Source organism: Lysinibacillus sp. FSL K6-0057, from assembly GCF_038630885.1.
Taxonomy (GTDB): Bacteria; Bacillota; Bacilli; order Bacillales_A; family Planococcaceae; genus Lysinibacillus; species Lysinibacillus fusiformis_F.
Genome location: NZ_CP152047.1, coordinates 271,672 through 296,227 on the forward strand (window position 1 = coordinate 271,672; position 24,556 = coordinate 296,227).

Consider the following 24,556-nt stretch of genomic DNA (forward strand, 5'->3'; position numbering starts at 1 on the left):
GAATTTATTTACATAGCCATATAGGGAATAGGGGGATGTCATGTGAAATCAATCATCGAGCTTGATGGCAATACATTAACAAGACAACAAATAGAGGAAATCGTTAAGGGGCAAGCAACAGTTGCTCTTTCTGTTGAGAGTTTAGAACGTATTCGTTTAAGTAGAGAGCGTATTGAAAAACGTTTAGCAGAAGGCCAAACCATTTATGGTGTGAATACAGGGTTTGGTAAACTCAGCAATATAAAAATAGAGGAAGACGATATTGAGCTATTGCAGCTAAATTTATTGCGATCAGATGCAACAGGTGTTGGTGAACCATTCCCAACAGATGTTGTACGTGCAATGATGGTGTTACGTGCCAATGCTTTAGCCAGAGGATTTTCTGGTATTCGTGAGGAAACTGTCCAACTATTATTGAATTTTATTAATAAAGGTGTTCATCCAATTGTTCCGTCACAAGGTTCAGTTGGAGCAAGTGGCGATTTAGCGCCTTTATCACATTTGGCATTAGTGTTAGTGGGAGAAGGTAAGGCAGAGTTTAACGGAGAAATTATGAGTGGTAGTGAGGCGCTAAAGCGAGCAGAGTTAACACCTGTTAGACTGCAAGCTAAAGAGGGGCTGGCACTAGTTAACGGTACACAAGCTATGACTGGTATAGGTGTATTAACGGTCAATGAAGCTGAACGGATTGGGCTTGCAGCGGATATGGCAGCTAGCTTGACATTGGAAGCTTTAAAGGGTATTACCTCAGCATTTGATCCAGCACTTTTAGCAGTAAGACCACATCCAGAATTAGAACTGGTGGGTGGGCGTATTCGTAAGTGGCTTGATGGCAGTAAACGTGTGACAAAGCAAGGTGAAATTCGCATGCAGGATGCTTATTCACTCCGTTGTATTCCACAAGTACATGGTGCTTCTTGGCAGTCATTTTTCTATGCACAGGACCGGGTTCAAACTGAAATGAATGCTACAACTGATAATCCGATTGTGTTAGAAAGCGGGGAGGTATTATCGGGTGGGCATTTCCATGGACAGCCAATAGCCTTAGCAATGGACTTTTTGAAAATAGGTGTATGTGAGTGGGCAAATATTTCAGAGCGCCGTACAGAACGTATGGTAAATCCTCAACTTAATGAAGGGCTACCACCGTTCCTAGCAACAAACCCTGGGATTGAATGTGGGCTTATGATTGCTCAATATACAGCAGCTTCCATTGTCTCAGAAAATAAAGTTTTAGCACATCCTTCTAGTGTAGATTCTATTCCTACATCAGGTAACCAAGAGGATCATGTAAGTATGGGAACAACTTCGGCACGTCAAGTACGTCAGATTGTTCACAACGCTGCACGCGTTATAGCAATCGAATTGATTTGTGCATCACAGGCTATCCATTTAGACAAGGCAGAAGAGCAGTTATCGCCAGCTACAGGTAAATTCTTAAAGAAAGTGCGTGAATTCTGTCCACCATTATTAGCCGATCAACCAATTGGCGATGAAATTGAAGCATTGGCTAAATATTTACTTTCAAGTAATGATTTAGTAAATGAGTATGTGTAAATTTGGTTGAATCCTGATATGAAATAGCAAAAGTTGAGGCATGGCTCGGTTTTCTTCCGAGTAGCCTCTGCTTAGAAATTATTTAAATATGCAAGTCTGAATATTCGGTATTTTTTAAAGCTGTATCACTCACATTACTTTCAATAGGAAAAGGAGCGTGTTTTTAATGGTATTTAAGACAGACATTCGTGCACCACGTGGAAATGAGCTAACTTGTAAGGGATGGACACAGGAAGCAGCAATGCGTATGTTAATGAACAATCTTGACCCAGAGGTGGCAGAGAACCCAGATGAACTGATTGTTTACGGTGGTATTGGTAAGGCTGCTCGTAACTGGGAAAGCTATGAACAAATTATTGCTTCTTTAAAAGAATTAGAGAATGATGAGACACTATTAATCCAATCTGGAAAGCCAGTAGCTGTATTCCGTACACATGAGCATTCTCCTCGTGTGCTGATTGCCAATTCAAACCTTGTACCAGCATGGGCAAATTGGGATCACTTTTACGAATTAGAGGAAAGAAATTTAATGATGTATGGTCAAATGACTGCTGGGAGCTGGATTTATATTGGAGCTCAAGGTATTTTACAAGGCACTTACCTGTCCTTCGTAGAAGCAGGGAAAAAGGTATTTGGTACTGCGGATTTACGTGGTAAATTCATCCTTACAGGTGGCATGGGTGGTATGAGTGGTGCACAGCCATTAGCAGGGAAAATGGCTGGTGCTGTAATCTTAGTTGTTGAAGTGGATCGTGCTCGCATTGAGCGCAAAATTAAAGAAGGCTACTGTGATTATATTGTAGAAACTGTAGATGAAGCCATTGCCTTAGTCAATAAATTACGTGACCAAAAAGAGCCGGCATCCATTGGTCTTGTTGGGAACTGTGCGGACGTTAATCGTGAGCTGTTGAACCGAGGAATTATTCCAGATTTTGTGACAGACCAAACATCTGCACATGATCCGATTAATGGCTATGTACCAAATGGTATGACCTTGGAAGAAGCGCTAAAACTTCGTAAAGAGGATGTAAAAACATATGAGCGTAAAGCAAAAGAAACAATGGCAGAGCATGTTCGTACAATGCTAGAGTTTCAAGAGGCGGGCGCAGAAGTATTTGATTATGGGAATAATATTCGCGCCTATGCCAAAGAAATGGGTGTGACAAATGCCTTTGATTTCCCAGGCTTTGTACCAGCCTATATTCGTCCGTTATTCTGTGAAGGAAAGGGCCCATTCCGTTGGGCGGCGCTTTCAGGAAACCCTGAGGATATTTATAAAACAGATGCACTGGCGAAAGAGATGTTTGCTGAAGATGAGGGTCTAGTCAATTGGATTGATATGGCACAAAAAATGGTGAAATGGCAAGGGTTACCTGCACGAATTTGCTGGCTAGGGTATGGTGATCGTCATCGTTTTGCATTAAAGGTAAATGAAATGGTTGCAAATGGTGAATTATCAGCACCGATTGTCTTTGGTCGTGATCACTTAGATTCAGGTTCTGTAGCATCACCAAATCGTGAAACAGAAGGAATGCTAGATGGTTCGGATGCGGTATCGGATTGGCCAATTTTAAATGCTCTTGTTAATACTGCGAGTGGTGCAAGCTGGGTAAGTGTACACCATGGTGGTGGTGTAGGAATGGGTTATTCACAACATGCAGGTCAAGTATTAGTAGCAGATGGATCAGAGCTTGCTGCCGAAAAAATTGCCCGTGTATTAGTTTCGGACCCTGGAATGGGTGTTGCTCGTCATGCTGATGCAGGCTATGATATTGCCATTCATACTGCGAAAAACAAAGGTGTCCATATACCAATGTTAAAGGGTGATGTGAAGTGACCATTCTAATAAAAAATGCCAATGAAGTAGTTACCTTAAAAAGTAATGCACAAGGGCCACGTACAAAAGAACAAATGCAGGAAATTGCAGTAATAGAAAATGGTAGTGTTCTTATTGAGGAAGAGCGGATTGTAGCAGTTGGAGCTTATGAACAATTAGAAGCCGACTTCCCAGAATTAATAAAGAAAGCAGAAACGATTGATGCTACTGGTAAGATTGTTATGCCTGGCTTAGTGGATTGTCATACACATTTAGTGCACGGTGGAACACGCGAGCAAGAGTTTAATATGAGACTAAATGGTTCTACCTATATGGAAATCATGAATGCAGGTGGCGGGATTCATGCTACAACAAAGCGTACACGAGAAACAAGCTTTGATGAATTATATGAAAAGACGATGCAGCATTTAGATGTATTTTTAAAGCATGGTGTAACAACAGTTGAAGCAAAATCTGGCTATGGCTTGGACTGGGAAACGGAAAAGAAACAGCTAGAGGTCACAAAAGAATTACAAGCTACACACAATATTGATGTCATTAGCACGTTTATGGGAGCCCATGCAGTTCCTCGTGATTATAAGGGGCGTGAGGATGAATTTGTGGATGTTGTGATCCATGATATGCTACCAAAAGTGGCAGAGTTAGAGTTGGCTGAATTTAATGATGTATTTTGTGAAAAAGGCGTCTTTACACCAGAACAATCTCAACGCATTTTAGAGGCTGGAAAAGCACTTGGCTTAACACCAAAAATACATGCGGATGAAATCGAGCCATATCAAGGTGCAGAGCTTGCTGCGGAAGTAGGAGCCATTTCGGCAGAGCATTTGTTAGTTGCTTCTGATGAGGGAATTCGAAAAATGGCTGAAGCGGGTACAATTGCTGTATTGCTGCCAGGGACTGCATTCTTTTTACGTGCACCTTTCGCAAGAGGGCGTCTAATGATTGACGAAGGAGTACCTGTAGCGATATCAACAGACTTTAACCCTGGATCATCCCCAACAATGAGTCTACCCTTTATTATGAATCTAGCTTGCATGCATATGGGTATGACATTGGAGGAAGTATTAACGGCAACAACGATTAATGCGGCATATGCACTAAATCGAGGCGAGCAAATTGGTTCCCTTGAAGCACATAAAAAAGCAGACGTACTTATCCTTGATGTTGCGAATTACAAGCAGCTGCAATACTTCTACGGCATGAACCATACACATACAGTAATCAAAAATGGGCAAGTTGTTGTACAAAACGGAATTCTACTGAAAGATCAATAATAATAATGGGCATAAATAAGGCGGAGATGCTTTATTTATGCTTTTTTTATAAATAAGTTGCAAATGTTTTGTTGAAAGATTATAATTTTGATAAATAGTAATTTAGGAATTACAAATTACTTAAACCTTGTAATTATTAAAGGGGTTATACAATGACAAAATTCCGTACCGAAGAAGAAGTGCTTGCACATTATGATTCTTCAAAATATCAAACACCTGATGGATATACAGCAGATATTGCCATTTTTACAATTACTTCAGAGAAAACAGAGGAAAAGGCACCGCCAAACATGACGTTAAAGATTATGTTAATTAAACGTGCTACTAAGGATACAGCTGGAAATCCCAATATTGAAGGAGGGAAATGGGCACTCCCAGGAGGCTTTGTAGATGCCAATCAAAAAGAAACGGCCTATATTGCAGCAAAGAGAGAATTAAAAGAAGAAACAAATGTAGAAGGTTTACATGTTCAACATTTTGGTGTTTACGATGAAATCGATCGAGACCCACGCGGTTGGATGATTTCGAATGCGTTTTATGCCATTGTTCCTGAGGCATATATTGAGCAACGCAAAGCGAATGATGATGCAGATGATGTAGAACTGTTTGACATAGAAAGTGTATTTACACTTCCATTAGCTTTTGATCACCGAAAAATCATTTCTGATGCGTTGCATTTTATTAAAAGGGATATGATACAAACAACTGTTGCCAAAAACTTTTTACCACAAGCGTTTACTTTATCTGAATTACAGCGGGTGCTCCTGACGGTTGGAGAAGATCCCCGGATATCAAATGATTCAGTATTTTTTACAAAAGCACCTAAATTACCTTTTATCGAAAAAGTGTTGGATGAGGAAGGTAACCCAAAGAAAACCAAGCGAAATTCATTTAGGCCTTCACAACTTTATACATTCAATGATTTTGAAATCGTGGAGTCCATATATCATTAGGAAAGAGACATCTTTCCTGATTGCTTTAAATAAAGTAATTTGTAATTTTAGTATTACTAATTAATAAATTGGAGTGATAATACGATGATGAAAAAACGCGCATTAATTAATATTGATTATACAGTGGATTTTGTTGCGACAGATGGAGCTCTTACTTGTGGAGAGCCTGGGCAGCTGCTCGAACATGCAAATGTTGATTTAACAAAGGAATTTATCAAGAGTGGTGATTTTACAGTATTTGCAATCGATGTTCATGAACAAGGGGATGTATACCACCCAGAAACCAAGCTATTCCCACCACATAATATTCGAAATACAAAGGGGAGAGATTTGTATGGTGCATTAAAACCATTATATGAAGCAAATAAAGAGCAAGATCACGTCTATTACATTGATAAAACGCGTTATTCTGCTTTTGCAGGAACAGATTTAGAATTGAAATTACGTGAAAGAGGAATTACTGAGCTTCACTTAATCGGTGTTTGTACAGATATCTGTGTTCTTCATACAGCAGTAGATGCTTATAATAAAGGGTTCGATATCGTCATTCATAAAAATGCTGTCGCCTCCTTTAATCAAACAGGACATGAGTGGGCATTGAATCATTTCGAGCATACACTAGGTGCTACTGTTATTTGACATGAATGGAGGGGAAAATATGAAATATGCGGATGATAGCTTCATGTTACACACAGATTTATATCAAATTAATATGGTGCAAACTTATTGGCAAGATGATGTTCATCAACGTCAAGCTGTTTTTGAGCTATATTTTAGAAAACTTCCATTTGGCAATGGTTATGCGGTATTTGCTGGCTTAAAAAAGGTTATTGATTTTATAAATAACTTTGGGTTCTCTCAAAGTGATATTCAATATTTGCGAGAAGAGGGGCAGTATCCAGAGGATTTTCTTCAATACCTTCAAGAGCTTAAGTTTACAGGGAGCATTAAGGGGATGAGAGAAGGAGAACTTGTTTTTGCCAACGAGCCTATCCTACGAATAGAAGCCCCATTAGCAGAAGCCCAATTAATTGAAACGCCCTTGTTAAATATCGTGAACTACCAAACGCTGATCGCGACAAAGGCTTCACGTATCAAACAAGTGACAGGTGAGGATATTGTAATGGAATTTGGTACCAGACGCGCACACGAATTTGATGCTGCTATTTGGGGAACTCGTGCTGCTTATATAGGCGGACTCTCCTCAACAAGCAATGTAAGAGCAGGGAAATTATTCGGCATTCCTGTGTCAGGAACACATGCCCATGCGATGATTCAAACCTATCGAGATGAGTATACTGCGTTTAAAAAATACGCAGCAGCACATAAAGACTGTGTTTTCTTAGTAGATACTTATGACACACTACGTTCTGGCGTTCCTAATGCTATCCGTGTAGCGAAGGAGCTAGGAAATCAAATTAATTTTATTGGTATCCGTTTAGACAGTGGCGATTTAGCCTATCTTTCAAAACAGGCAAGAAAAATGCTAGATGCTGCAGGATTTACAGCAGCTAAAATTATGGCTTCGAATGATTTAGACGAGTATACAATCATGCATTTAAAGTCGCAAGGGGCGCAAATTGATGCTTGGGGAATCGGAACTAAGCTGATTACAGCCTATGACCAAGCAGCTCTTGGTGGAGTATACAAATTAGTTTCGATAGAAAACGAAAGTGGAGAAATGGTAGATACCATTAAAATTTCAGCAAATCCTGAGAAAGTAACTACCCCAGGGCGTAAACGTGTTTACCGTATTATTAATACAGAGAATGGTCATGCTGAAGGAGATTATATTGCATTAGATAGTGAAAACATACAGCAAGAAGGAAGATTGAAAATGTTCCACCCTATTCATACGTATATTAGTAAATTTGTTACGAATTTTACGGCAAAAGAGTTACATGAAAGCATCGTAGAAAACGGAAATCTTGTTTATGAGGAGCCAACTATTCAAGAAACACAAAAATATGTAAAGGAAAATTTACATTTACTGTGGTGTGAATACAAACGAACAATGAATCCTGAAGAATATCCTGTCGATTTAAGTCAAGCATGTTGGGACAATAAAATGGCAAGCATACAATCAATAAAAGAAAAGGTTTCACAAGGAATCAATTCGAAATTTTAAAAGTAGCTGGTAGGAGGTAGAGACGATGGCGAGAATAGGCATTTATGGTTCATCATTTGATCCTATTACCAATGTTCATCTTTGGACAGCAAGCACTGTCGCGCACCGTTGTAAGTTAGATAAAGTTATTTTTTTGCCTTGTTCAAATAAACGCAAAGATAAAACCATCAAAACAGCCGATACACATCGTTGGAATATGCTTCAGTTAGCCATTGCTAAAGACGATCGTTTTATAGCAGATTCCTATGAGATGGATCAAGAAGGCTGGAATATCTACACATATGACACCATGAAATACTTTAGAGAAAAGAACCCAGAGGATGAGGTACATTTTATAATGGGTGCTGATTTACTAGTGGATATTGGTGCAGGGTTATGGAGAAAGGGCGACGCATTAGTAGCGGAAAATAAATTTATTGTAATGGCAAGACATGGCATCGATATGCTATCTACCATTAGTCGTTCCCCTATTTTAAGAAATAATGATGATGGAAGATTCCATCTTATAGATAAAGGGCTAGCGATGGAAATTAGCTCTACCTATATTCGTGAAGAATTTGCTATGGGGGGAGAACCGAGATACCTCTTGCCTACTGCTTGTTACAACTATATTAAAGAGCATCACCTTTATCTAAAATAATGAAAGAAAGTTTAAAAGTGTGGTTACGTGCCACACTTTTTTAATTTTGAAAAGATGGTGAATTTTATCATATGTGGCTCAGGGTAAGCTATAATAAACATAGCAATGGAATATAATTTTTTCGTCGTTAATAATTATTAATGATTAATGTTAGAAAGGAATTCATGAGTGTGCAGCTTACATTAACATTTCTTATTTTAGGAGCAACAATTTTCACATTTGTGACCAATAAAATACGAGCAGATCTTGTAGCCATTGTGTCACTTTTAGCTTTTGTCATTATGGATATTCTAACGCCAACAGAGGCATTAGCTGGCTTTTCAAACTCTGTAGTTTTAATGATTGCAGGGCTATTTGTCGTAGGTGCAGGAATTTTACGTACTGGCCTGGCAGGAATGGCAGGGCAACTTTTGCTTAAATGGTCGGGCAATAGTGAGCTGAAGCTATTTGTGCTACTACTTATTATTGTAGGATCTGTTGGTGCTTTTATGAGTAATACAGGTACTGTAGCATTAATGATGCCGATCGTTGTAAGTATAGCGATTAGTATGAAAGTTAGTCCTTCAAAATTTCTACTACCACTCTCCTATGTAGCAAGTCTTTCAGGTCTAATGACACTGATTGCATCACCAACTAATTTAATTGTCAGTCAGTTATTGGTTGATCGAGGCTATAACAAGCTTGGTTTTTTTGAAGTGACCCCTATCGGTATTGTGGGGATGATTGCAGGCATTACCTATTTAGTGCTTGTAAGGAATGTTCTATTACCAAAGGATCAAAACCGTACACAAACTAATGAAGGGTATAAACTTTCACCAAAGAAAATTATTAAGCAATATGACTTAAATAATCGTCTATTTAAAATCTCTGTTCCTGATGAGTCACCTATTATTGAAACCTCTTTAGCAGAATTAAAACTGCCAGCTAAGTATATGCTCTGTATGATGAAAATTCATCGTAAATCACAGGAGGGTATTAATTTACTACCGATGACTTATCAAGAAATGGCAGGCCCAACTAGTGTCATTCATGCTAAGGACGAGCTATACGTTCAAGGAGAGGTAGAGGATATTCGTCGTTTTGTTGAGGATTATCATCTTGAGATGCAAGGATTAGTAGAAGGGGAAGCCGATGAACTGGTATCGAAGCATCTTGGCATTGCGGAGGTATTGCTCACACCCAATTCGAGCTTTATCAATGAAACGGTTAGCTCTCTCGGATTCCGAGAAAAATATAATTTAAATATCATTGGCATTAATCGCAAGGGTGGATATAAGCTTCAGGATATGGTGTCTCACAAATTAAAATTTGGAGATGCAATATTAGTTCAGGGAGCATGGGATGAAATTCTTTTATTAGCAAGAGAAACTCAGGATGTCGTGGTTGTCGGGCAGCCGAAAGAACATGCAAGTGTAGCAGCAGCTACAGGCAAAGCTGGAATTGCAGGGATTATTATGTTGTTCATGATTATTTTGATGGCATTTGAAATTTTCCCTGCTGTAATTTCTGTAATGATTGGTGCCGTACTTATGATTTTAACAGGCTGCTTGAGAAACATGGAAGATGCCTATAGTAATATGAATTTTGAAAGTATTGTGCTAGTGGCTGCCATGTTGCCAATGGCGACAGCGTTAGAAAAAACAGGAGGCATGACCATTTTATCCGATGGTATTATTAATGCCTTAGGTGATTTCGGACCATATGGCGTGCTTATAGGCGTTTATATTTTGACAGCCATTTTCGGTCAATTTATTAGTAATACGGCAACTGCTGTATTGTTTGCACCGATTGCCATGAGTGCTGCCATTGCAATGGAGGTTAGTCCCACAACATTTATGATTGCAGTAGCAGTCGCAGCAAGTATGGCGTTTGCTACGCCAATTGCTTCCCCTACTAATGCATTGGTAATGACGGCAGGGGGCTACAAATTTATGGATTTTGTAAGAATAGGGGTACCATTACAAATTGTTATGTTTATTGTCATGATGATCGCCATCCCATTCTTTTTCCCATTTTAAAAACTCGGTTTCTCTACCGAGTTTTTTGTTTTATAAAAAGATCTATTATTTTTTTGTAGGAAATTATGATAAAATTATTTTTTAGTTAGCGGTATAACATTGAACTAGCTTATGGAGTAGATTTTTTTAATCATCCTTTTTGCAGTTGTTAATATAGGAAGTTTTTCTTTGATAATAAAAAAGTTAAATTTTTTTCTTGAAAAGTGTTGACCTTTTTAAAATAAGGGTGTAGTATTATACAAGTCGCCAGGGTGACACGCTAAAACAAAGCAAAACATGAACCTTGAAAACTGAACAAGCAAAACGTAATCAATAAAGTTTTAAGTAGCTAGCTTCGGCGAGTGAACGAAACAAAAATTTTGGACATCAAAATTGATGCCAGCAAAACAATTTGAGCTAATCAAATTTCTTTTATGGAGAGTTTGATCCTGGCTCAGGACGAACGCTGGCGGCGTGCCTAATACATGCAAGTCGAGCGAACAGAGAAGGAGCTTGCTCCTTCGACGTTAGCGGCGGACGGGTGAGTAACACGTGGGCAACCTACCCTATAGTTTGGGATAACTCCGGGAAACCGGGGCTAATACCGAATAATTTGTTTCACCTCATGGTGAAACACTGAAAGACGGTTTCGGCTGTCGCTATAGGATGGGCCCGCGGCGCATTAGCTAGTTGGTGAGGTAACGGCTCACCAAGGCGACGATGCGTAGCCGACCTGAGAGGGTGATCGGCCACACTGGGACTGAGACACGGCCCAGACTCCTACGGGAGGCAGCAGTAGGGAATCTTCCACAATGGGCGAAAGCCTGATGGAGCAACGCCGCGTGAGTGAAGAAGGATTTCGGTTCGTAAAACTCTGTTGTAAGGGAAGAACAAGTACAGTAGTAACTGGCTGTACCTTGACGGTACCTTATTAGAAAGCCACGGCTAACTACGTGCCAGCAGCCGCGGTAATACGTAGGTGGCAAGCGTTGTCCGGAATTATTGGGCGTAAAGCGCGCGCAGGTGGTTTCTTAAGTCTGATGTGAAAGCCCACGGCTCAACCGTGGAGGGTCATTGGAAACTGGGAGACTTGAGTGCAGAAGAGGATAGTGGAATTCCAAGTGTAGCGGTGAAATGCGTAGAGATTTGGAGGAACACCAGTGGCGAAGGCGACTATCTGGTCTGTAACTGACACTGAGGCGCGAAAGCGTGGGGAGCAAACAGGATTAGATACCCTGGTAGTCCACGCCGTAAACGATGAGTGCTAAGTGTTAGGGGGTTTCCGCCCCTTAGTGCTGCAGCTAACGCATTAAGCACTCCGCCTGGGGAGTACGGTCGCAAGACTGAAACTCAAAGGAATTGACGGGGGCCCGCACAAGCGGTGGAGCATGTGGTTTAATTCGAAGCAACGCGAAGAACCTTACCAGGTCTTGACATCCCGTTGACCACTGTAGAGATATAGTTTCCCCTTCGGGGGCAACGGTGACAGGTGGTGCATGGTTGTCGTCAGCTCGTGTCGTGAGATGTTGGGTTAAGTCCCGCAACGAGCGCAACCCTTGATCTTAGTTGCCATCATTTAGTTGGGCACTCTAAGGTGACTGCCGGTGACAAACCGGAGGAAGGTGGGGATGACGTCAAATCATCATGCCCCTTATGACCTGGGCTACACACGTGCTACAATGGACGATACAAACGGTTGCCAACTCGCGAGAGGGAGCTAATCCGATAAAGTCGTTCTCAGTTCGGATTGTAGGCTGCAACTCGCCTACATGAAGCCGGAATCGCTAGTAATCGCGGATCAGCATGCCGCGGTGAATACGTTCCCGGGCCTTGTACACACCGCCCGTCACACCACGAGAGTTTGTAACACCCGAAGTCGGTGAGGTAACCTTTTGGAGCCAGCCGCCGAAGGTGGGATAGATGATTGGGGTGAAGTCGTAACAAGGTAGCCGTATCGGAAGGTGCGGCTGGATCACCTCCTTTCTAAGGATTATTTCGGAATACAAACCTTGGGTTTGTAAGATTACGTTTTGCGTTCAGTTTTGAAGGTTCATTCTTTCTGAATGAAACACTTCAAAACTTGTTCTTTGAAAACTGGATAAAACGACATTGAAATTGTAACAAACACATTTATTTTTTAAGTTTTTTATAGGCTTAATAACTTGGTTAAGTTATTAAGGGCGCACGGCGAATGCCTTGGCACTAGGAGCCGAAGAAGGACGGCACTAACACCGATATGCTTCGGGGAGCTGTAAGTGAGCTTTGATCCGGAGATTTCCGAATGGGGGAACCCACTACGTTTAATCGCGTAGTATCTTGACGTGAATACATAGCGTCTTGAAGGCAGACCCAGGGAACTGAAACATCTAAGTACCTGGAGGAAGAGAAAGAAAAATCGATTCCCTGAGTAGCGGCGAGCGAAACGGGAAGAGCCCAAACCAAGAGGCTTGCCTCTTGGGGTTGTAGGACACTCAATACGGAGTTACAAAAGAGCGAGTTAGATGAAGCGACTTGGAAAGGTCCGCCAGAGCAGGTAAAAGCCCTGTAGTCGAAAGTTCGTTCCCTCCTGAGTGGATCCTGAGTACGGCGGAACACGTGAAATTCCGTCGGAATCCGGGAGGACCATCTCCCAAGGCTAAATACTACCTAGTGACCGATAGTGAACCAGTACCGTGAGGGAAAGGTGAAAAGCACCCCGGAAGGGGAGTGAAAGAGATCCTGAAACCGTGTGCCTACAAGTAGTTAGAGCCCGTTAATGGGTGATAGCGTGCCTTTTGTAGAATGAACCGGCGAGTTACGATTACGTGCGAGGTTAAGCTTTAGAAGGCGGAGCCGCAGCGAAAGCGAGTCTGAATAGGGCGAAATAGTACGTGGTCGTAGACCCGAAACCAGGTGATCTACCCATGTCCAGGGTGAAGGTGAGGTAACACTTACTGGAGGCCCGAACCCACGCACGTTGAAAAGTGCGGGGATGAGGTGTGGGTAGCGGAGAAATTCCAATCGAACTTGGAGATAGCTGGTTCTCTCCGAAATAGCTTTAGGGCTAGCCTCGTGATGAGAATACTGGAGGTAGAGCACTGTTTGGACTAGGGGGCCATCCCGGTTTACCGAATTCAGACAAACTCCGAATGCCAGATATTTATACACGGGAGTCAGACTGCGAGTGATAAGATCCGTAGTCAAAAGGGAAACAGCCCAGACCACCAGCTAAGGTCCCAAAGTAATCGTTAAGTGGAAAAGGATGTGGCGTTGCACAGACAACCAGGATGTTGGCTTAGAAGCAGCCATCATTTAAAGAGTGCGTAATAGCTCACTGGTCGAGTGACGCTGCGCCGAAAATGTATCGGGGCTAAACGATTCACCGAAGCTGTGGATTGACATCTACGATGTCAGTGGTAGGAGAGCGTTCTAAGTGCGTTGAAGTCAGACCGGAAGGACTGGTGGAGCGCTTAGAAGTGAGAATGCCGGTATGAGTAGCGAAAGACGGGTGAGAATCCCGTCCACCGTATGACTAAGGTTTCCTGAGGAAGGCTCGTCCGCTCAGGGTTAGTCGGGACCTAAGCCGAGGCCGATAGGCGTAGGCGATGGACAACAGGTTGATATTCCTGTACCACCTCCTCACCGTTTGAGAAATGGGGGGACGCAGTAGGATAGGGTAAGCGCGCTGTTGGATATGCGCGTCCAAGCAGTAAGGCGTGTGTGTAGGCAAATCCGCACACTGTAACGTTGAGCTGTGATGGCGAGTCCGTATGGACGAAGTTCCTGATTTCACACTGCCAAGAAAAGCCTCTATCGAGGTGAGAGGTGCCCGTACCGCAAACCGACACAGGTAGTCGAGGAGAGAATCCTAAGGTGTGCGAGAGAACTCTCGTTAAGGAACTCGGCAAAATGACCCCGTAACTTCGGGAGAAGGGGTGCTCTTGAGCGTGCAAGCGCATGAGAGCCGCAGTGAATAGGCCCAGGCGACTGTTTAGCAAAAACACAGGTCTCTGCAAAACCGTAAGGTGACGTATAGGGGCTGACGCCTGCCCGGTGCTGGAAGGTTAAGAGGAGTGGTTAGCGCAAGCGAAGCTGCGAATTGAAGCCCCAGTAAACGGCGGCCGTAACTATAACGGTCCTAAGGTAGCGAAATTCCTTGTCGGGTAAGTTCCGACCCGCACGAAAGGCGTAACGATCTGGGCACTGTCTCAACGAGAGACTCGGTGAAATTATAGTACCTGTGAAGATGCAGGTTACCCGCGACAGGACGGAAAGACCCCGTGGAGCTTTACTGTAGCCTGATATTGAATTTTGGTACAACTTGTACAGGATAGGTAGGAGCCAGAGATCTCGGAGCGCCAGCTTCGAAGGAGGCGTCGGTGGGATACTACCCTGGTTGTATTGAAATTCTAACCCATGCCCCTTAGCGGGGCAGGAGACAGTGTCAGGCGGACAGTTTGACTGGGGCGGTCGCCTCCTAAAAGGTAACGGAGGCGCCCAAAGGTTCCCTCAGAATGGTTGGAAATCATTCGTAGAGTGTAAAGGCACAAGGGAGCTTGACTGCGAGACCTACAAGTCGAGCAGGGTCGAAAGACGGGCTTAGTGATCCGGTGGTTCCGCATGGAAGGGCCATCGCTCAACGGATAAAAGCTACCCCGGGGATAACAGGCTTATCTCCCCCAAGAGTCCACATCGACGGGGAGGTTTGGCACCTCGATGTCGGCTCATCGCATCCTGGGGCTGTAGTCGGTCCCAAGGGTTGGGCTGTTCGCCCATTAAAGCGGTACGCGAGCTGGGTTCAGAACGTCGTGAGACAGTTCGGTCCCTATCCGTCGTGGGCGTAGGAAATTTGAGAGGAGCTGTCCTTAGTACGAGAGGACCGGGATGGACACACCGCTGGTGTACCAGTTGTCTTGCCAAAGGCATCGCTGGGTAGCTATGTGTGGACGGGATAAGTGCTGAAAGCATCTAAGCATGAAGCCCCCCTCAAGATGAGATTTCCCATTACGCAAGTAAGTAAGATCCCTCAAAGACGATGAGGTAGATAGGTTCGAGGTGGAAGTGTGGTGACACATGGAGCTGACGAATACTAATCGATCGAGGACTTAACCAAAACGTTTGACACATTCAATGCACGTTTATCCAGTTTTGAAAGAATAAGTCTTTCAACTGAATAAGTGAAGTGATGATGGCAAAGAGGTCACACCCGTTCCCATACCGAACACGGAAGTTAAGCTCTTTAGCGCCGATGGTAGTTGGGGGTTTCCCCCTGTGAGAGTAGGACATCGCTTCGCTTATTTTTTGTGGAGGATTAGCTCAGCTGGGAGAGCATCTGCCTTACAAGCAGAGGGTCGGCGGTTCGAGCCCGTCATCCTCCACCATTATGGTCCCGTGGTGTAGCGGTTAACATGCCTGCCTGTCACGCAGGAGATCGCCGGTTCGATCCCGGTCGGGACCGCCATTATTATTGCCGGTGTAGCTCAGTTGGTAGAGCAACTGACTTGTAATCAGTAGGTCGTGGGTTCGACTCCTATCGCCGGCACCATTCCCTTGGAGGGGTAGCGAAGTGGCTAAACGCGGCGGACTGTAAATCCGCTCCTTAGGGTTCGGCGGTTCGAATCCGTCCCCCTCCACCATTTTAGGGGCATAGTTCAACGGTAGAATAGAGGTCTCCAAAACCTTTGGTGTGGGTTCGATTCCTACTGCCCCTGCCAGGTATTGAGGTACTCGTTCATATATAGCTATTATTTTATAGTGGCGATTGTGGCGAAGTGGTTAACGCATCGGATTGTGGTTCCGACATTCGTGGGTTCGATTCCCATCAGTCGCCCCATTTCAAAATTGGGGTATAGCCAAGCGGTAAGGCAACGGATTTTGATTCCGTCATGCCTAGGTTCGAATCCTAGTACCCCAGCCATTTTTTATTTTACGAGCCATTAGCTCAGTTGGTAGAGCATCTGACTTTTAATCAGAGGGTCGAAGGTTCGAGTCCTTCATGGCTCATCATTTTTTAATTAATATGCGCCCGTAGCTCAATTGGATAGAGCGTCTGACTACGGATCAGAAGGTTATGGGTTCGACTCCTGTCGGGCGCGCCAATAAATTCACGTTTACGGAATGTAGCTCAGCTTGGTAGAGCACTTGGTTTGGGACCAAGGGGTCGTAGGTTCGAATCCTGTCATTCCGACCATCTTTCATGATAAATGGGGCCTTAGCTCAGCTGGGAGAGCGCCTGCCTTGCACGCAGGAGGTCAGCGGTTCGATCCCGCTAGGCTCCACCATTTTAATATTTTTGGAGGTATACCCAAGTCTGGCTGAAGGGATCGGTCTTGAAAACCGACAGGCGGGTAACACCGCGCGGGGGTTCGAATCCCTCTACCTCCTCCATTTTCCGGGTCAGTAGCTCAGTTGGTAGAGCATTAGATTGAAGCTCTAAGTGTCGGCGGTTCGATTCCGTCCTGACCCACCATTATTGCGGGTGTAGTTTAATGGTAAAACCTCAGCCTTCCAAGCTGATGTCGTGAGTTCGATTCTCATCACCCGCTCCAAAATGGGCCTATAGCTCAGCTGGTTAGAGCGCACGCCTGATAAGCGTGAGGTCGATGGTTCGAGTCCATTTAGGCCCATCATTATTCCGAAGTAGCTCAGTTGGTAGTAGCACCTGACTGTTAATCAGGTTGTCGCAGGTTCGAGTCCTGCCTTCGGAGCCACGGCCCGTTGGTCAAGTGGTTAAGACACCGCCCTTTCACGGCGGTAACACGGGTTCGAATCCCGTACGGGTCATCAAGCATGTAGCACAGATGTGTGTTACATGCTTTTTTCTATTTTCTTTAAGTACATTCTCCTTTTTCATGTTGTTGAAAAAAGATCATGTCATTAGTAGAAAAAGACCTTTTAGCAAGGTGAGGGGTTGATTTCCGTTCCGCCAGCGTCCTTTCCAGGGGGCGTCCGATGAGCCGCTTCACTCACTAGCGTTCGCTCCAGGGTCTCCTTTGTGACGCTAAATCCCTTAGGAGTGACGCTGGCTCCACTCCAATCAACCATGTGCAAAAGTGTCTTTTCCTTATCTTACATACTAACCGTAGCGATCAAAATAGCCCATGATTTGTATAATTAGATAGGCTCTTATTTTCATTGTGTAGTGACAACACCCCTTCATAAAGGGTAGTGAAGACCTTCACTTTATTTGAAAACCTTTGCTAAAAAAGTTAACATTTTGTAGGTTGGAGTGGAGGGCTACTTGACTCCCGTGGGATAGCGAGACAGGCGAGCCCCTGCACGGAGCGGTAGCAGAGGAAGCGGCTCGGCGCTCGCCCACAGGAAAGCAAGTAGCCTGCAACGGAAATCCGTTTTCACCTTTCACAAAAATTCTATTGTTAGTTTTGTTTTTCAACACTATGTAGATTCTCTTTACGAAAGAGAATCTACAGATTAAATTTGAACAAACTATTTCATATATAAAATATGTATGTTTTTTCAAGTACTATTTTCATGGTGCTTGTTGTTTTGTTCCTCTAATATGAGGATAAGTGGAGGAATCGATATGAATATACAGGAGATACAGCAATTTTTAAGTTTATACCAGACAGAACAAAATAAATCAGAACTTTGGTTAAAGAATAGATTACAGGAAGTTGAAAATGCAGGTGAATATTACCCAACAACTGAGGAGCTAGTTTTTGGTGCACGAGTGGCATGGCGTAATAGCAATAAATGTATCGGACGTCTATTTTGGCAGTCACTGCATGTGGTAGATGCACGTGATGTTTTAGATGAACAGGATATTTTTCAAAAATTACTAGAACATATTGATTATGCAACAAATTGTGGGAAGATCCGTCCAACTATAACAGTGTTTGCTTCAGATAGAGTAAGGATTTGGAATCATCAACTTATCCGTTATGCAGGCTATGAAACAGAAGCAGGCGTTATTGGAGATTCGCAATCCATTGAGTTTACAAAAGTATGTAAATCTCTGGGATGGAAAGGTAAAGGAACGGCTTTTGATGTGCTACCACTCATTATACAGGTGGATGATCGCGCTCCCAAAATGTATGTAATCCCTGAAGAATATATAGTAGAGGTCTCAATCCGCCATCCAGAGTTAGTGGATGTGGAGAAGTTAGGGATGAAATGGTATGCCGTACCCATAATTTCGAGTATGCGTTTTCAAATGGCAGGTATTGATTTTCAAGCTGCTCCATTTAATGGCTGGTATATGGGAACAGAAATCGGTGCACGCAATTTAGCAGATCATGAGCGCTATAACATGCTACCTGCTATTGCAGAAATTTTTAATCTTGATACAACCAAACAAGCGTCTCTTTGGCGTGATCGTGCATTAGTGGAACTTAATATTGCTGTTCTTCACTCATTTAAAGAAGATGGTGTGAGCATTGTTGATCATCATACAGCGGCTCAGCAATTTAAATTGTTTGAGGAAGCAGAAAAATCAGCAGAAAGAGAAGTTACAGGCAACTGGACATGGTTAATCCCGCCACTTTCGCCTGCAACGACTCATATATTCCATAAACCCTATGTAAATATATATCATACACCAAATTATTTTTATCAAAAGCCGTGCTATTAGCAGTAAAGGAGATGTTTACCTTCCTAATAATTTTGAAAATTAATTTCCAAATTACATGTTGAGGAGAGGGCGTTTACTATGTTAGACCAGCAAATCCCGAATATCCCATGGAGACAATTGACGACACCTTATGGTAGAGGAACAACCATCCCTCAGCTGATTGAACAGGAGCAATATCCACAGCTAGCTGCGTTAATTGAACATCAAGGTACACTATGGCAGGTGACACCCTGGGTTTTGCTTCTTCTTTTAAAAAAGCTAGCTAGTAAAAATACGGAGGATATCTCCTTACAAGAATTACAGTTATATTTGGCTGTGGCACATGCTATTACAAAGGATTATCTAGACTCAGTCAATACTGTTGAAACCATGCAGGAGCTATTAGATACTAACTATTTATGGTCAGAAAATGAGGACAATGATGAGCAGGAGTGGGAGGAAGAAACGCCAAAGGGCTATGGGCAGCAAGCTTTTGTAGGCTATTATTATTTTAGTTATTTACTCCTACAAGAGGCTATTCCTATTTTTTCTGCTATGACAGTTCATAGTAATGAAGCAAAAGAATGTCTTGCAGAATTGCTAACATTACTACAGCAATCTGACCATTAAACAATGCGTAAACGTATACACCATATAGAAATAAAGCAGATGGGGAACCTGAACCATCTGCTTTATTTATTAATGCACATATTCATCCTTGGAGGCTCTCATTGAGCAAAAGAAGAGTAATATTGCCACAACGACAAAGAGCCATCCCGCAATATTCCAGCCACCAAAGAAATCATGCAAGTAGCCAAAAAGAATAGGACCAATTGCGGCAAATAAATAACCCAAAGATTGTGCAAAGCCTGATAAATCAGCTGCCTCAAATGCAGTACGAGTGCGGAGAGTGAAGAACATCATTGCTAGGGCGAATGAAGAACCTCCTGCTAACCCTAGAAGGACCATCCACAGTACACCAAGACTAGTCCATTCCATGACAACACCAACAAACCCTACTAAATAGAAAGATGTAAACATCAATACAAGGGGGCGTTGTGAAGTCATTTTACCTGCAATTATAGGCACAGCTAAAGCCATTGGTACTTGTGAGAATTGCATGATGGAAAACATCCAACCGGCCTTGTCAGGAGCTAGCCCTTGGGCAATATAGATCTCGGGAATCCAAGCTGCAGTCGTGTAGAATAATAAAGACTGTAACCCCATTGCGCCTGTGACAGCCCAAGTAACAGGTGATTTCCATAAAGGTGTACCTGTCTTTTTAGATGTAGTAACTGGTTCGGGTTTATTTGATTTTAATTGAGGTATCCAAATTAAGATTGTAATGAGAACGAGTACGAGTGCAATGGACAGCGCACCTTGCCAGCCTAACGATGAATTGGCTATAGGATAGCTAATACCAGCACCAAGACCAGCAGTTAAATTCATGGACATGGTGAAAAAGGCCATCAATAAACCGACATGGTATGGAAATTTTAATTTTAATAATCCTGGAATAAGTACATTTCCAAAAGAAATGGCTACGCCAATTAGCACAGTACCTAATAGAAGTAACTCTGTTGTACCGAGTGAACGTAGGACAATCCCAAAGGCCAATAGAAAAGTTGATAAAAATAATGTTAGCTCAAGCCCTAGTTTGCGTGCTACAACTGGTGCAAATGGAGATATAATAGCAAAAGCAAGCAATGGAATCGTTGTTAGAAAGCCTGCCAATACATTAGATATCCCAAGATCTTCACGGATAAAGGATATAATTGGGCCAACAACAGTTAGTGGCATTCGTAATGTAGAGGCTATAAAGATAACTCCGAAAACTAAAAGTAAGGTTGTTCCTTTCCAGCTAATTTTTTTACTAGGATAACTAGCGGAATGATCATTTGTAGTCAAAATAAAATCCCCCCTAATCATAACCATTCTAATTGAACTACTATAACACTTTATCACACTATTAAAAATAGTAGAAGATTCATAAAATACAGAACATTTTCCGTTATATTGAAATGTCTATGGTCTTATGTTAGTATAATAAACATCATAAATTTAATAATTATATGCCTCATGTTTGTATTGAGGTAGAGGTCGCGATATTTATAAGTATGCTAATTGAAATGACAAGCATTGATGAAATTAGCTGAAAGGAAATATTGCCGAAGTGTGAGGGGACTTGAAAACCTCATGCTGGGGCTGTCTCCGAAAGGAACAGAACTGTCACGTTTGCACAACGTGTTGAGCTATCATTTAGGAAAAACTGAGGATTAACGTAGCCATCACAGTGTATATGTGATGGCATTTTTTTGCCTCATAAATAGGAAGGAAGCTATATCGTGAGTGAAATAAAAGTAAATCAGCTTGGTCATAAAGCACCGAAGCTGAAAAAAGAATTAAAAAGCCGCCATATTACAATGATTTCTTTAGGCGGTACAATCGGTACGGGGCTATTTTTAGCCAGTGGTGGTGCTATTGCACAGGCAGGACCTGGGGGCGCATTGCTGGCCTATGCCTTAATCGGTATTATGGTATATTTTTTAATGACGAGCTTAGGGGAAATGGCTGCGTATATGCCATCATCAGGTTCATTTAGTACCTACGCAACCAAATTTGTAGATCCTGCTTTAGGATTTGCATTAGGCTGGAACTATTGGTATAACTGGGCAATCACAATTGCTGCAGAAATCGCTGCCGTGTCATTAATTATGAAATATTGGTTCCCAGATAGCTCATCAGCACTGTGGACAGTATTATTTATTGCTGTTGTACTGACGTTTAATTTACTATCCGTAAAAAGTTATGGTGAAAGTGAATATTGGTTTGCCATGATTAAAGTCGTAACGGTCATCGTTTTTATTATCATTAGCTTACTAATGATTTTTGGTATTTTAGGTGGGCAGGCTCCTGTAGGTTTCACTAATTTCTTTATTAGTGATGGGCCATTCCATGGTGGCTTCCTTGCTACATTTGGTATTTTCCTAGCTGCTGGATTTTCATTCCAAGGGACAGAATTACTTGGAATTACAGCTGGTGAAACAGATGATCCTGGTAAAAATATTCCGAAGGCTGTTAAATCTGTATTTTGGCGTATTCTTTTGTTTTATATTTTAGCGATTGGTGCAATTGGGATGCTGATTCCATTCACAGATGAACGTTTATTATCAGAAGATATCGCAGTATCACCGTTTACACTAGTGTTTGACCGCCTAGGTATTGCCTTTGCTGCTTCATTAATGAATGCCATTATTTTAACGGCTATGCTGTCAGCAGGAAATTCAGGCCTGTATGCATCTTCTCGTATGCTATGGCAATTAGCGGTGGAAGGACATGCACCTAAATTTTTCGCAAAGCTAAGTCGTCGAGGTATTCCGATTTATGCACTGATGGCAACATTAGCTGTAGGTTGTTTAGCATTTTTAGCGTCATTCTTTGGTGATGGAGTGGTTTATATCTGGCTATTAAATGCCTCTGGAATGTCAGGCTTTATTGCATGGCTGGGTATTGCATTTAGTCATTATCGTTTCCGTCGAGCGTTTGATGCACAGGGCTTAGATCCAAAGTTATTACCTTATAAAGCCAAATTATATCCATTTGGACCATTATTTGCTTTTACCGTTTGTATGATCGTAGTCATTGGACAAAATTACACAGCCTTTACAGGTGATAAAATTGATTGGTATGGCATCCTTGTTTCGTATATCGGGATTCCACTATTTTTAGCACTATGGTTTGGCTATAAAATAAAGCACAAAACCAAAATGCTGCCACTTAAAGATTGTGATTTAAAAGTTGAAGAGTAAATAATAGAGCTGTTCTGTAAACCAAAGAGTGATGGGTTTATAGGACAGCTCTTTTTCGACACTCATGAACAAAATCTCTCAAAATAAACATCATAAATATGGTAATGTAATATAGATATGGAAATTTAGAGTTGGCAGGGAGAGGTGTATGATAGTGCAAAAGCATATTTTACTCGTAGAAGATGATGAAGCCATTCGTGAAATGGTCGATAATTACTTAACAATGGAAGGTTTCTCTGTCACAACAACGACCAATGGCGAAGAAGCATTACGAAGTTGTTTAGAAAATACCTTTGATTTAATCATCCTAGATATTATGATTCCTAAACTAAATGGATTAGAAGTATTAAAGATTATTCGAGAGCAGGCAGCACTTCCTATCATTATTATGTCTGCAAAAGACAGCGATGTTGATAAAGCATTGGGCTTAGGATTAGGAGCAGATGATTATATTGCTAAACCCTTTTCTATGCTAGAATTTTCGGCACGTGTAAAGGCTGTTATCAGAAGAGCTACAAAATACTCTAGTCAGGATAACCAAAAGCAAGATGTCCTAGAAATTGATAATTTAAAGATAGATATTGTTAATTACGCAATAGCAAAGAACGGGCAAGAGGTAAAGCTGACATCAAAGGAATTTTCTATTTTAAAGTTGTTTGTGACAAATCGTCATCGGGTTTTTACCAAAGAGCAAATTTATCAGATGATATGGAAAGATGCTTACTACGGCGATGAAAATATTATAAATGTACATATAAGAAGACTACGCGAAAAAATAGAAGATGACCCGTCAAATCCTCTATATATTAAAACCCTATGGGGAATCGGCTATAAGTTTGAGGGTTAAGAATATGATGATATTTCTATTACTAATAGTGGTATTGCTAATGGGGATTATTATTTTTCAATGGAAAGTCAAAAAGGAACAAGATCGCACTATCCAATACATGCATAGAAAATTACAAGTAATTGTGAATGAACAGACTTATGAACAGATTTTAGTAGCAACTACAAATTCAGAAATTCAACAGTTACTTATTACAATGAATACCGTACTAGATCAGCATCAAAAAATCCAAGCAACACATCAGAAAATGGAAAATTCCATGAAAAAGATGTTGGCAAACATTTCGCATGATCTTAAAACGCCTTTAACGGTTGTATTAGGCTATATTGAGATGCTTCAACTTCAGAGCTCGATTAGTGAGGAGGAACGCCAACGATTACTTACGGGTGTTCATGCTAAAACTTTAGAAGTATTAAAAATTATTCATACATTTTTTGATCTGGCGAAATTAGAGGCTGGAGATACAGATTATCCAATCACTAAAATCAATGTCAGTGAAATCTGTCGTAAAAATATATTATCTTTTTATGATCTGGTTACCTCAATGGGATTAGATATTAAGATTGATATCCCAGAGCGCCCTATGTATGCACTCGGTAATGAAGAAGCATTAGATAGAGCCCTAAACAATCTACTGTCTAATGCTATTGCATATGGAGCAGATGGCCATGTCATTGGAATTACCGTAAGAAATGATGAAGCCAATATTGATATTGATGTGTGGGATTGTGGCAAGGGCATTGATGAATATCATATCGATAGCGTTTTTGAAAGGATGTATACACTAGAGGATTCTCGAAATAAATCCTTCCAAGGTAGTGGTTTGGGACTAACGATTACAAAGCGACTAGTAGAAATAATGAATGGCTCCATTCGGTTATCGAGTATTCCCTATGAAAAAACCATTTTTACCATTTCGTTAAAACGAATGATGTATTGAATCCATTATGCTTGTAGAGCTTTAAT

General features: G+C 41.8%; 14 protein-coding genes, 17 tRNA genes, 3 rRNA genes and 1 riboswitch. Of the genes, 33 read left to right on the plus strand and 1 reads right to left on the minus strand.

Annotated features, from left to right (window positions below):
* The first annotated feature begins 42 nt into the window (after window positions 1–42).
* From hutH to MHB40_RS01370, 30 genes are all read left to right on the plus strand, one after another.
* Window positions 43–1,557 carry a histidine ammonia-lyase gene (gene hutH, locus MHB40_RS01225; RefSeq protein WP_342442237.1) on the plus strand — a complete coding sequence of 505 codons (1,515 nt, stop codon included), beginning with the start codon at window positions 43–45 and terminating at the stop codon, window positions 1,555–1,557.
* Window positions 1,558–1,723: 166 nt separating this feature from the next.
* Window positions 1,724–3,394, plus strand: coding sequence for a urocanate hydratase (gene hutU / locus MHB40_RS01230; protein ID WP_342442238.1), 1,671 nt, complete (start codon window positions 1,724–1,726; stop codon window positions 3,392–3,394).
* A complete protein-coding gene (gene hutI / locus MHB40_RS01235) occupies window positions 3,391–4,668 on the plus strand; it encodes an imidazolonepropionase (RefSeq protein ID WP_342442239.1) in 1,278 nt (425 codons plus the stop codon). Before hutU ends, hutI begins: the two co-directional genes overlap by 4 nt.
* A 152-nt stretch (window positions 4,669–4,820) precedes the next feature.
* A complete protein-coding gene (locus tag MHB40_RS01240) occupies window positions 4,821–5,621 on the plus strand; it encodes an NUDIX domain-containing protein (RefSeq protein ID WP_205446494.1) in 801 nt (266 codons plus the stop codon).
* A gap of 84 nt (window positions 5,622–5,705) precedes the next feature.
* Complete coding sequence (locus tag MHB40_RS01245; RefSeq protein WP_205446495.1) at window positions 5,706–6,260, plus strand: isochorismatase family cysteine hydrolase; 555 nt, start codon at window positions 5,706–5,708, stop codon at window positions 6,258–6,260.
* 19 nt (window positions 6,261–6,279) lie between these two features.
* The gene (locus MHB40_RS01250) at window positions 6,280–7,749 is read left to right on the plus strand and encodes a nicotinate phosphoribosyltransferase (RefSeq protein WP_342442240.1); all 1,470 of its coding nucleotides are present in this window, start codon (window positions 6,280–6,282) and stop codon (window positions 7,747–7,749) included.
* Between the two features lie 25 nt (window positions 7,750–7,774).
* On the plus strand, window positions 7,775–8,389 hold the full coding sequence (gene nadD, locus MHB40_RS01255; protein WP_205446497.1) for a nicotinate-nucleotide adenylyltransferase: 615 nt from the start codon (window positions 7,775–7,777) through the stop codon (window positions 8,387–8,389).
* 164 nt (window positions 8,390–8,553) lie between these two features.
* Window positions 8,554–10,407 carry an SLC13 family permease gene (locus MHB40_RS01260; protein WP_205446498.1) on the plus strand — a complete coding sequence of 618 codons (1,854 nt, stop codon included), beginning with the start codon at window positions 8,554–8,556 and terminating at the stop codon, window positions 10,405–10,407.
* Between the two features lie 410 nt (window positions 10,408–10,817).
* A 16S ribosomal RNA gene (locus MHB40_RS01265) occupies window positions 10,818–12,369 on the plus strand.
* 181 nt (window positions 12,370–12,550) lie between these two features.
* Window positions 12,551–15,478: ribosomal RNA gene (locus tag MHB40_RS01270) — 23S ribosomal RNA — on the plus strand.
* A gap of 65 nt (window positions 15,479–15,543) precedes the next feature.
* Window positions 15,544–15,659 (plus strand): 5S ribosomal RNA (rrf, locus tag MHB40_RS01275).
* The 16S, 23S and 5S rRNA genes sit together here with 17 tRNA genes alongside, the layout of an rRNA operon.
* Window positions 15,660–15,670: 11 nt before the next feature.
* A tRNA-Val gene (locus tag MHB40_RS01280) sits at window positions 15,671–15,746 on the plus strand.
* Window positions 15,747–15,750: 4 nt separating this feature from the next.
* A tRNA-Asp gene (locus MHB40_RS01285) sits at window positions 15,751–15,826 on the plus strand.
* 8 nt (window positions 15,827–15,834) lie between these two features.
* A tRNA-Thr gene (locus MHB40_RS01290) sits at window positions 15,835–15,910 on the plus strand.
* A 7-nt stretch (window positions 15,911–15,917) separates the two neighbouring features.
* Window positions 15,918–16,001, plus strand: a tRNA-Tyr gene (locus MHB40_RS01295).
* 4 nt (window positions 16,002–16,005) lie between these two features.
* Window positions 16,006–16,079: transfer RNA gene (locus MHB40_RS01300), tRNA-Trp, on the plus strand.
* A 43-nt stretch (window positions 16,080–16,122) separates the two neighbouring features.
* Window positions 16,123–16,198: transfer RNA gene (locus tag MHB40_RS01305), tRNA-His, on the plus strand.
* A gap of 9 nt (window positions 16,199–16,207) precedes the next feature.
* Window positions 16,208–16,282, plus strand: a tRNA-Gln gene (locus MHB40_RS01310).
* Window positions 16,283–16,295: 13 nt separating this feature from the next.
* Window positions 16,296–16,368 (plus strand) — tRNA-Lys (locus tag MHB40_RS01315).
* An 18-nt stretch (window positions 16,369–16,386) separates the two neighbouring features.
* Window positions 16,387–16,463 (plus strand) — tRNA-Arg (locus tag MHB40_RS01320).
* A gap of 15 nt (window positions 16,464–16,478) precedes the next feature.
* Window positions 16,479–16,555 (plus strand) — tRNA-Pro (locus MHB40_RS01325).
* A 15-nt stretch (window positions 16,556–16,570) separates the two neighbouring features.
* A tRNA-Ala gene (locus tag MHB40_RS01330) sits at window positions 16,571–16,646 on the plus strand.
* Window positions 16,647–16,659: 13 nt separating this feature from the next.
* Window positions 16,660–16,752 (plus strand) — tRNA-Ser (locus MHB40_RS01335).
* Window positions 16,753–16,758: 6 nt separating this feature from the next.
* Window positions 16,759–16,834 (plus strand) — tRNA-Phe (locus tag MHB40_RS01340).
* Window positions 16,835–16,839: 5 nt separating this feature from the next.
* Window positions 16,840–16,913: transfer RNA gene (locus tag MHB40_RS01345), tRNA-Gly, on the plus strand.
* A gap of 4 nt (window positions 16,914–16,917) precedes the next feature.
* A tRNA-Ile gene (locus tag MHB40_RS01350) sits at window positions 16,918–16,991 on the plus strand.
* A gap of 7 nt (window positions 16,992–16,998) precedes the next feature.
* Window positions 16,999–17,075 (plus strand) — tRNA-Asn (locus tag MHB40_RS01355).
* A gap of 1 nt (window position 17,076) precedes the next feature.
* Window positions 17,077–17,148, plus strand: a tRNA-Glu gene (locus MHB40_RS01360).
* 760 nt (window positions 17,149–17,908) lie between these two features.
* A complete protein-coding gene (locus MHB40_RS01365; RefSeq protein ID WP_342442241.1) occupies window positions 17,909–18,955 on the plus strand; it encodes a nitric oxide synthase oxygenase in 1,047 nt (348 codons plus the stop codon).
* 78 nt (window positions 18,956–19,033) lie between these two features.
* Window positions 19,034–19,564, plus strand: coding sequence for a hypothetical protein (locus MHB40_RS01370; protein WP_342442242.1), 531 nt, complete (start codon window positions 19,034–19,036; stop codon window positions 19,562–19,564).
* 69 nt (window positions 19,565–19,633) lie between these two features.
* On the opposite strand, the gene MHB40_RS01375 is transcribed toward MHB40_RS01370, so the two are convergent.
* A complete protein-coding gene (locus MHB40_RS01375) occupies window positions 19,634–20,842 on the minus strand; it encodes an MFS transporter (protein WP_342442243.1) in 1,209 nt (402 codons plus the stop codon).
* 178 nt (window positions 20,843–21,020) lie between these two features.
* Window positions 21,021–21,197, plus strand: a riboswitch (Lysine riboswitch).
* Between the two features lie 82 nt (window positions 21,198–21,279).
* Between MHB40_RS01375 and MHB40_RS01380 the strand changes: the two genes are divergently transcribed.
* From MHB40_RS01380 to MHB40_RS01390, 3 genes are all read left to right on the plus strand, one after another.
* Window positions 21,280–22,743 carry an amino acid permease gene (locus tag MHB40_RS01380; protein ID WP_342442244.1) on the plus strand — a complete coding sequence of 488 codons (1,464 nt, stop codon included), beginning with the start codon at window positions 21,280–21,282 and terminating at the stop codon, window positions 22,741–22,743.
* Between the two features lie 154 nt (window positions 22,744–22,897).
* Window positions 22,898–23,590, plus strand: a complete 693-nt coding sequence (locus MHB40_RS01385) for a response regulator transcription factor (protein ID WP_342443687.1) — start codon at window positions 22,898–22,900, stop codon at window positions 23,588–23,590.
* Between the two features lie 4 nt (window positions 23,591–23,594).
* Window positions 23,595–24,530: a sensor histidine kinase gene (locus MHB40_RS01390; protein WP_342442245.1), complete on the plus strand. Its 936-nt coding sequence runs from the start codon at window positions 23,595–23,597 to the stop codon at window positions 24,528–24,530.
* The last annotated feature ends 26 nt before the right edge of the window (window positions 24,531–24,556 follow it).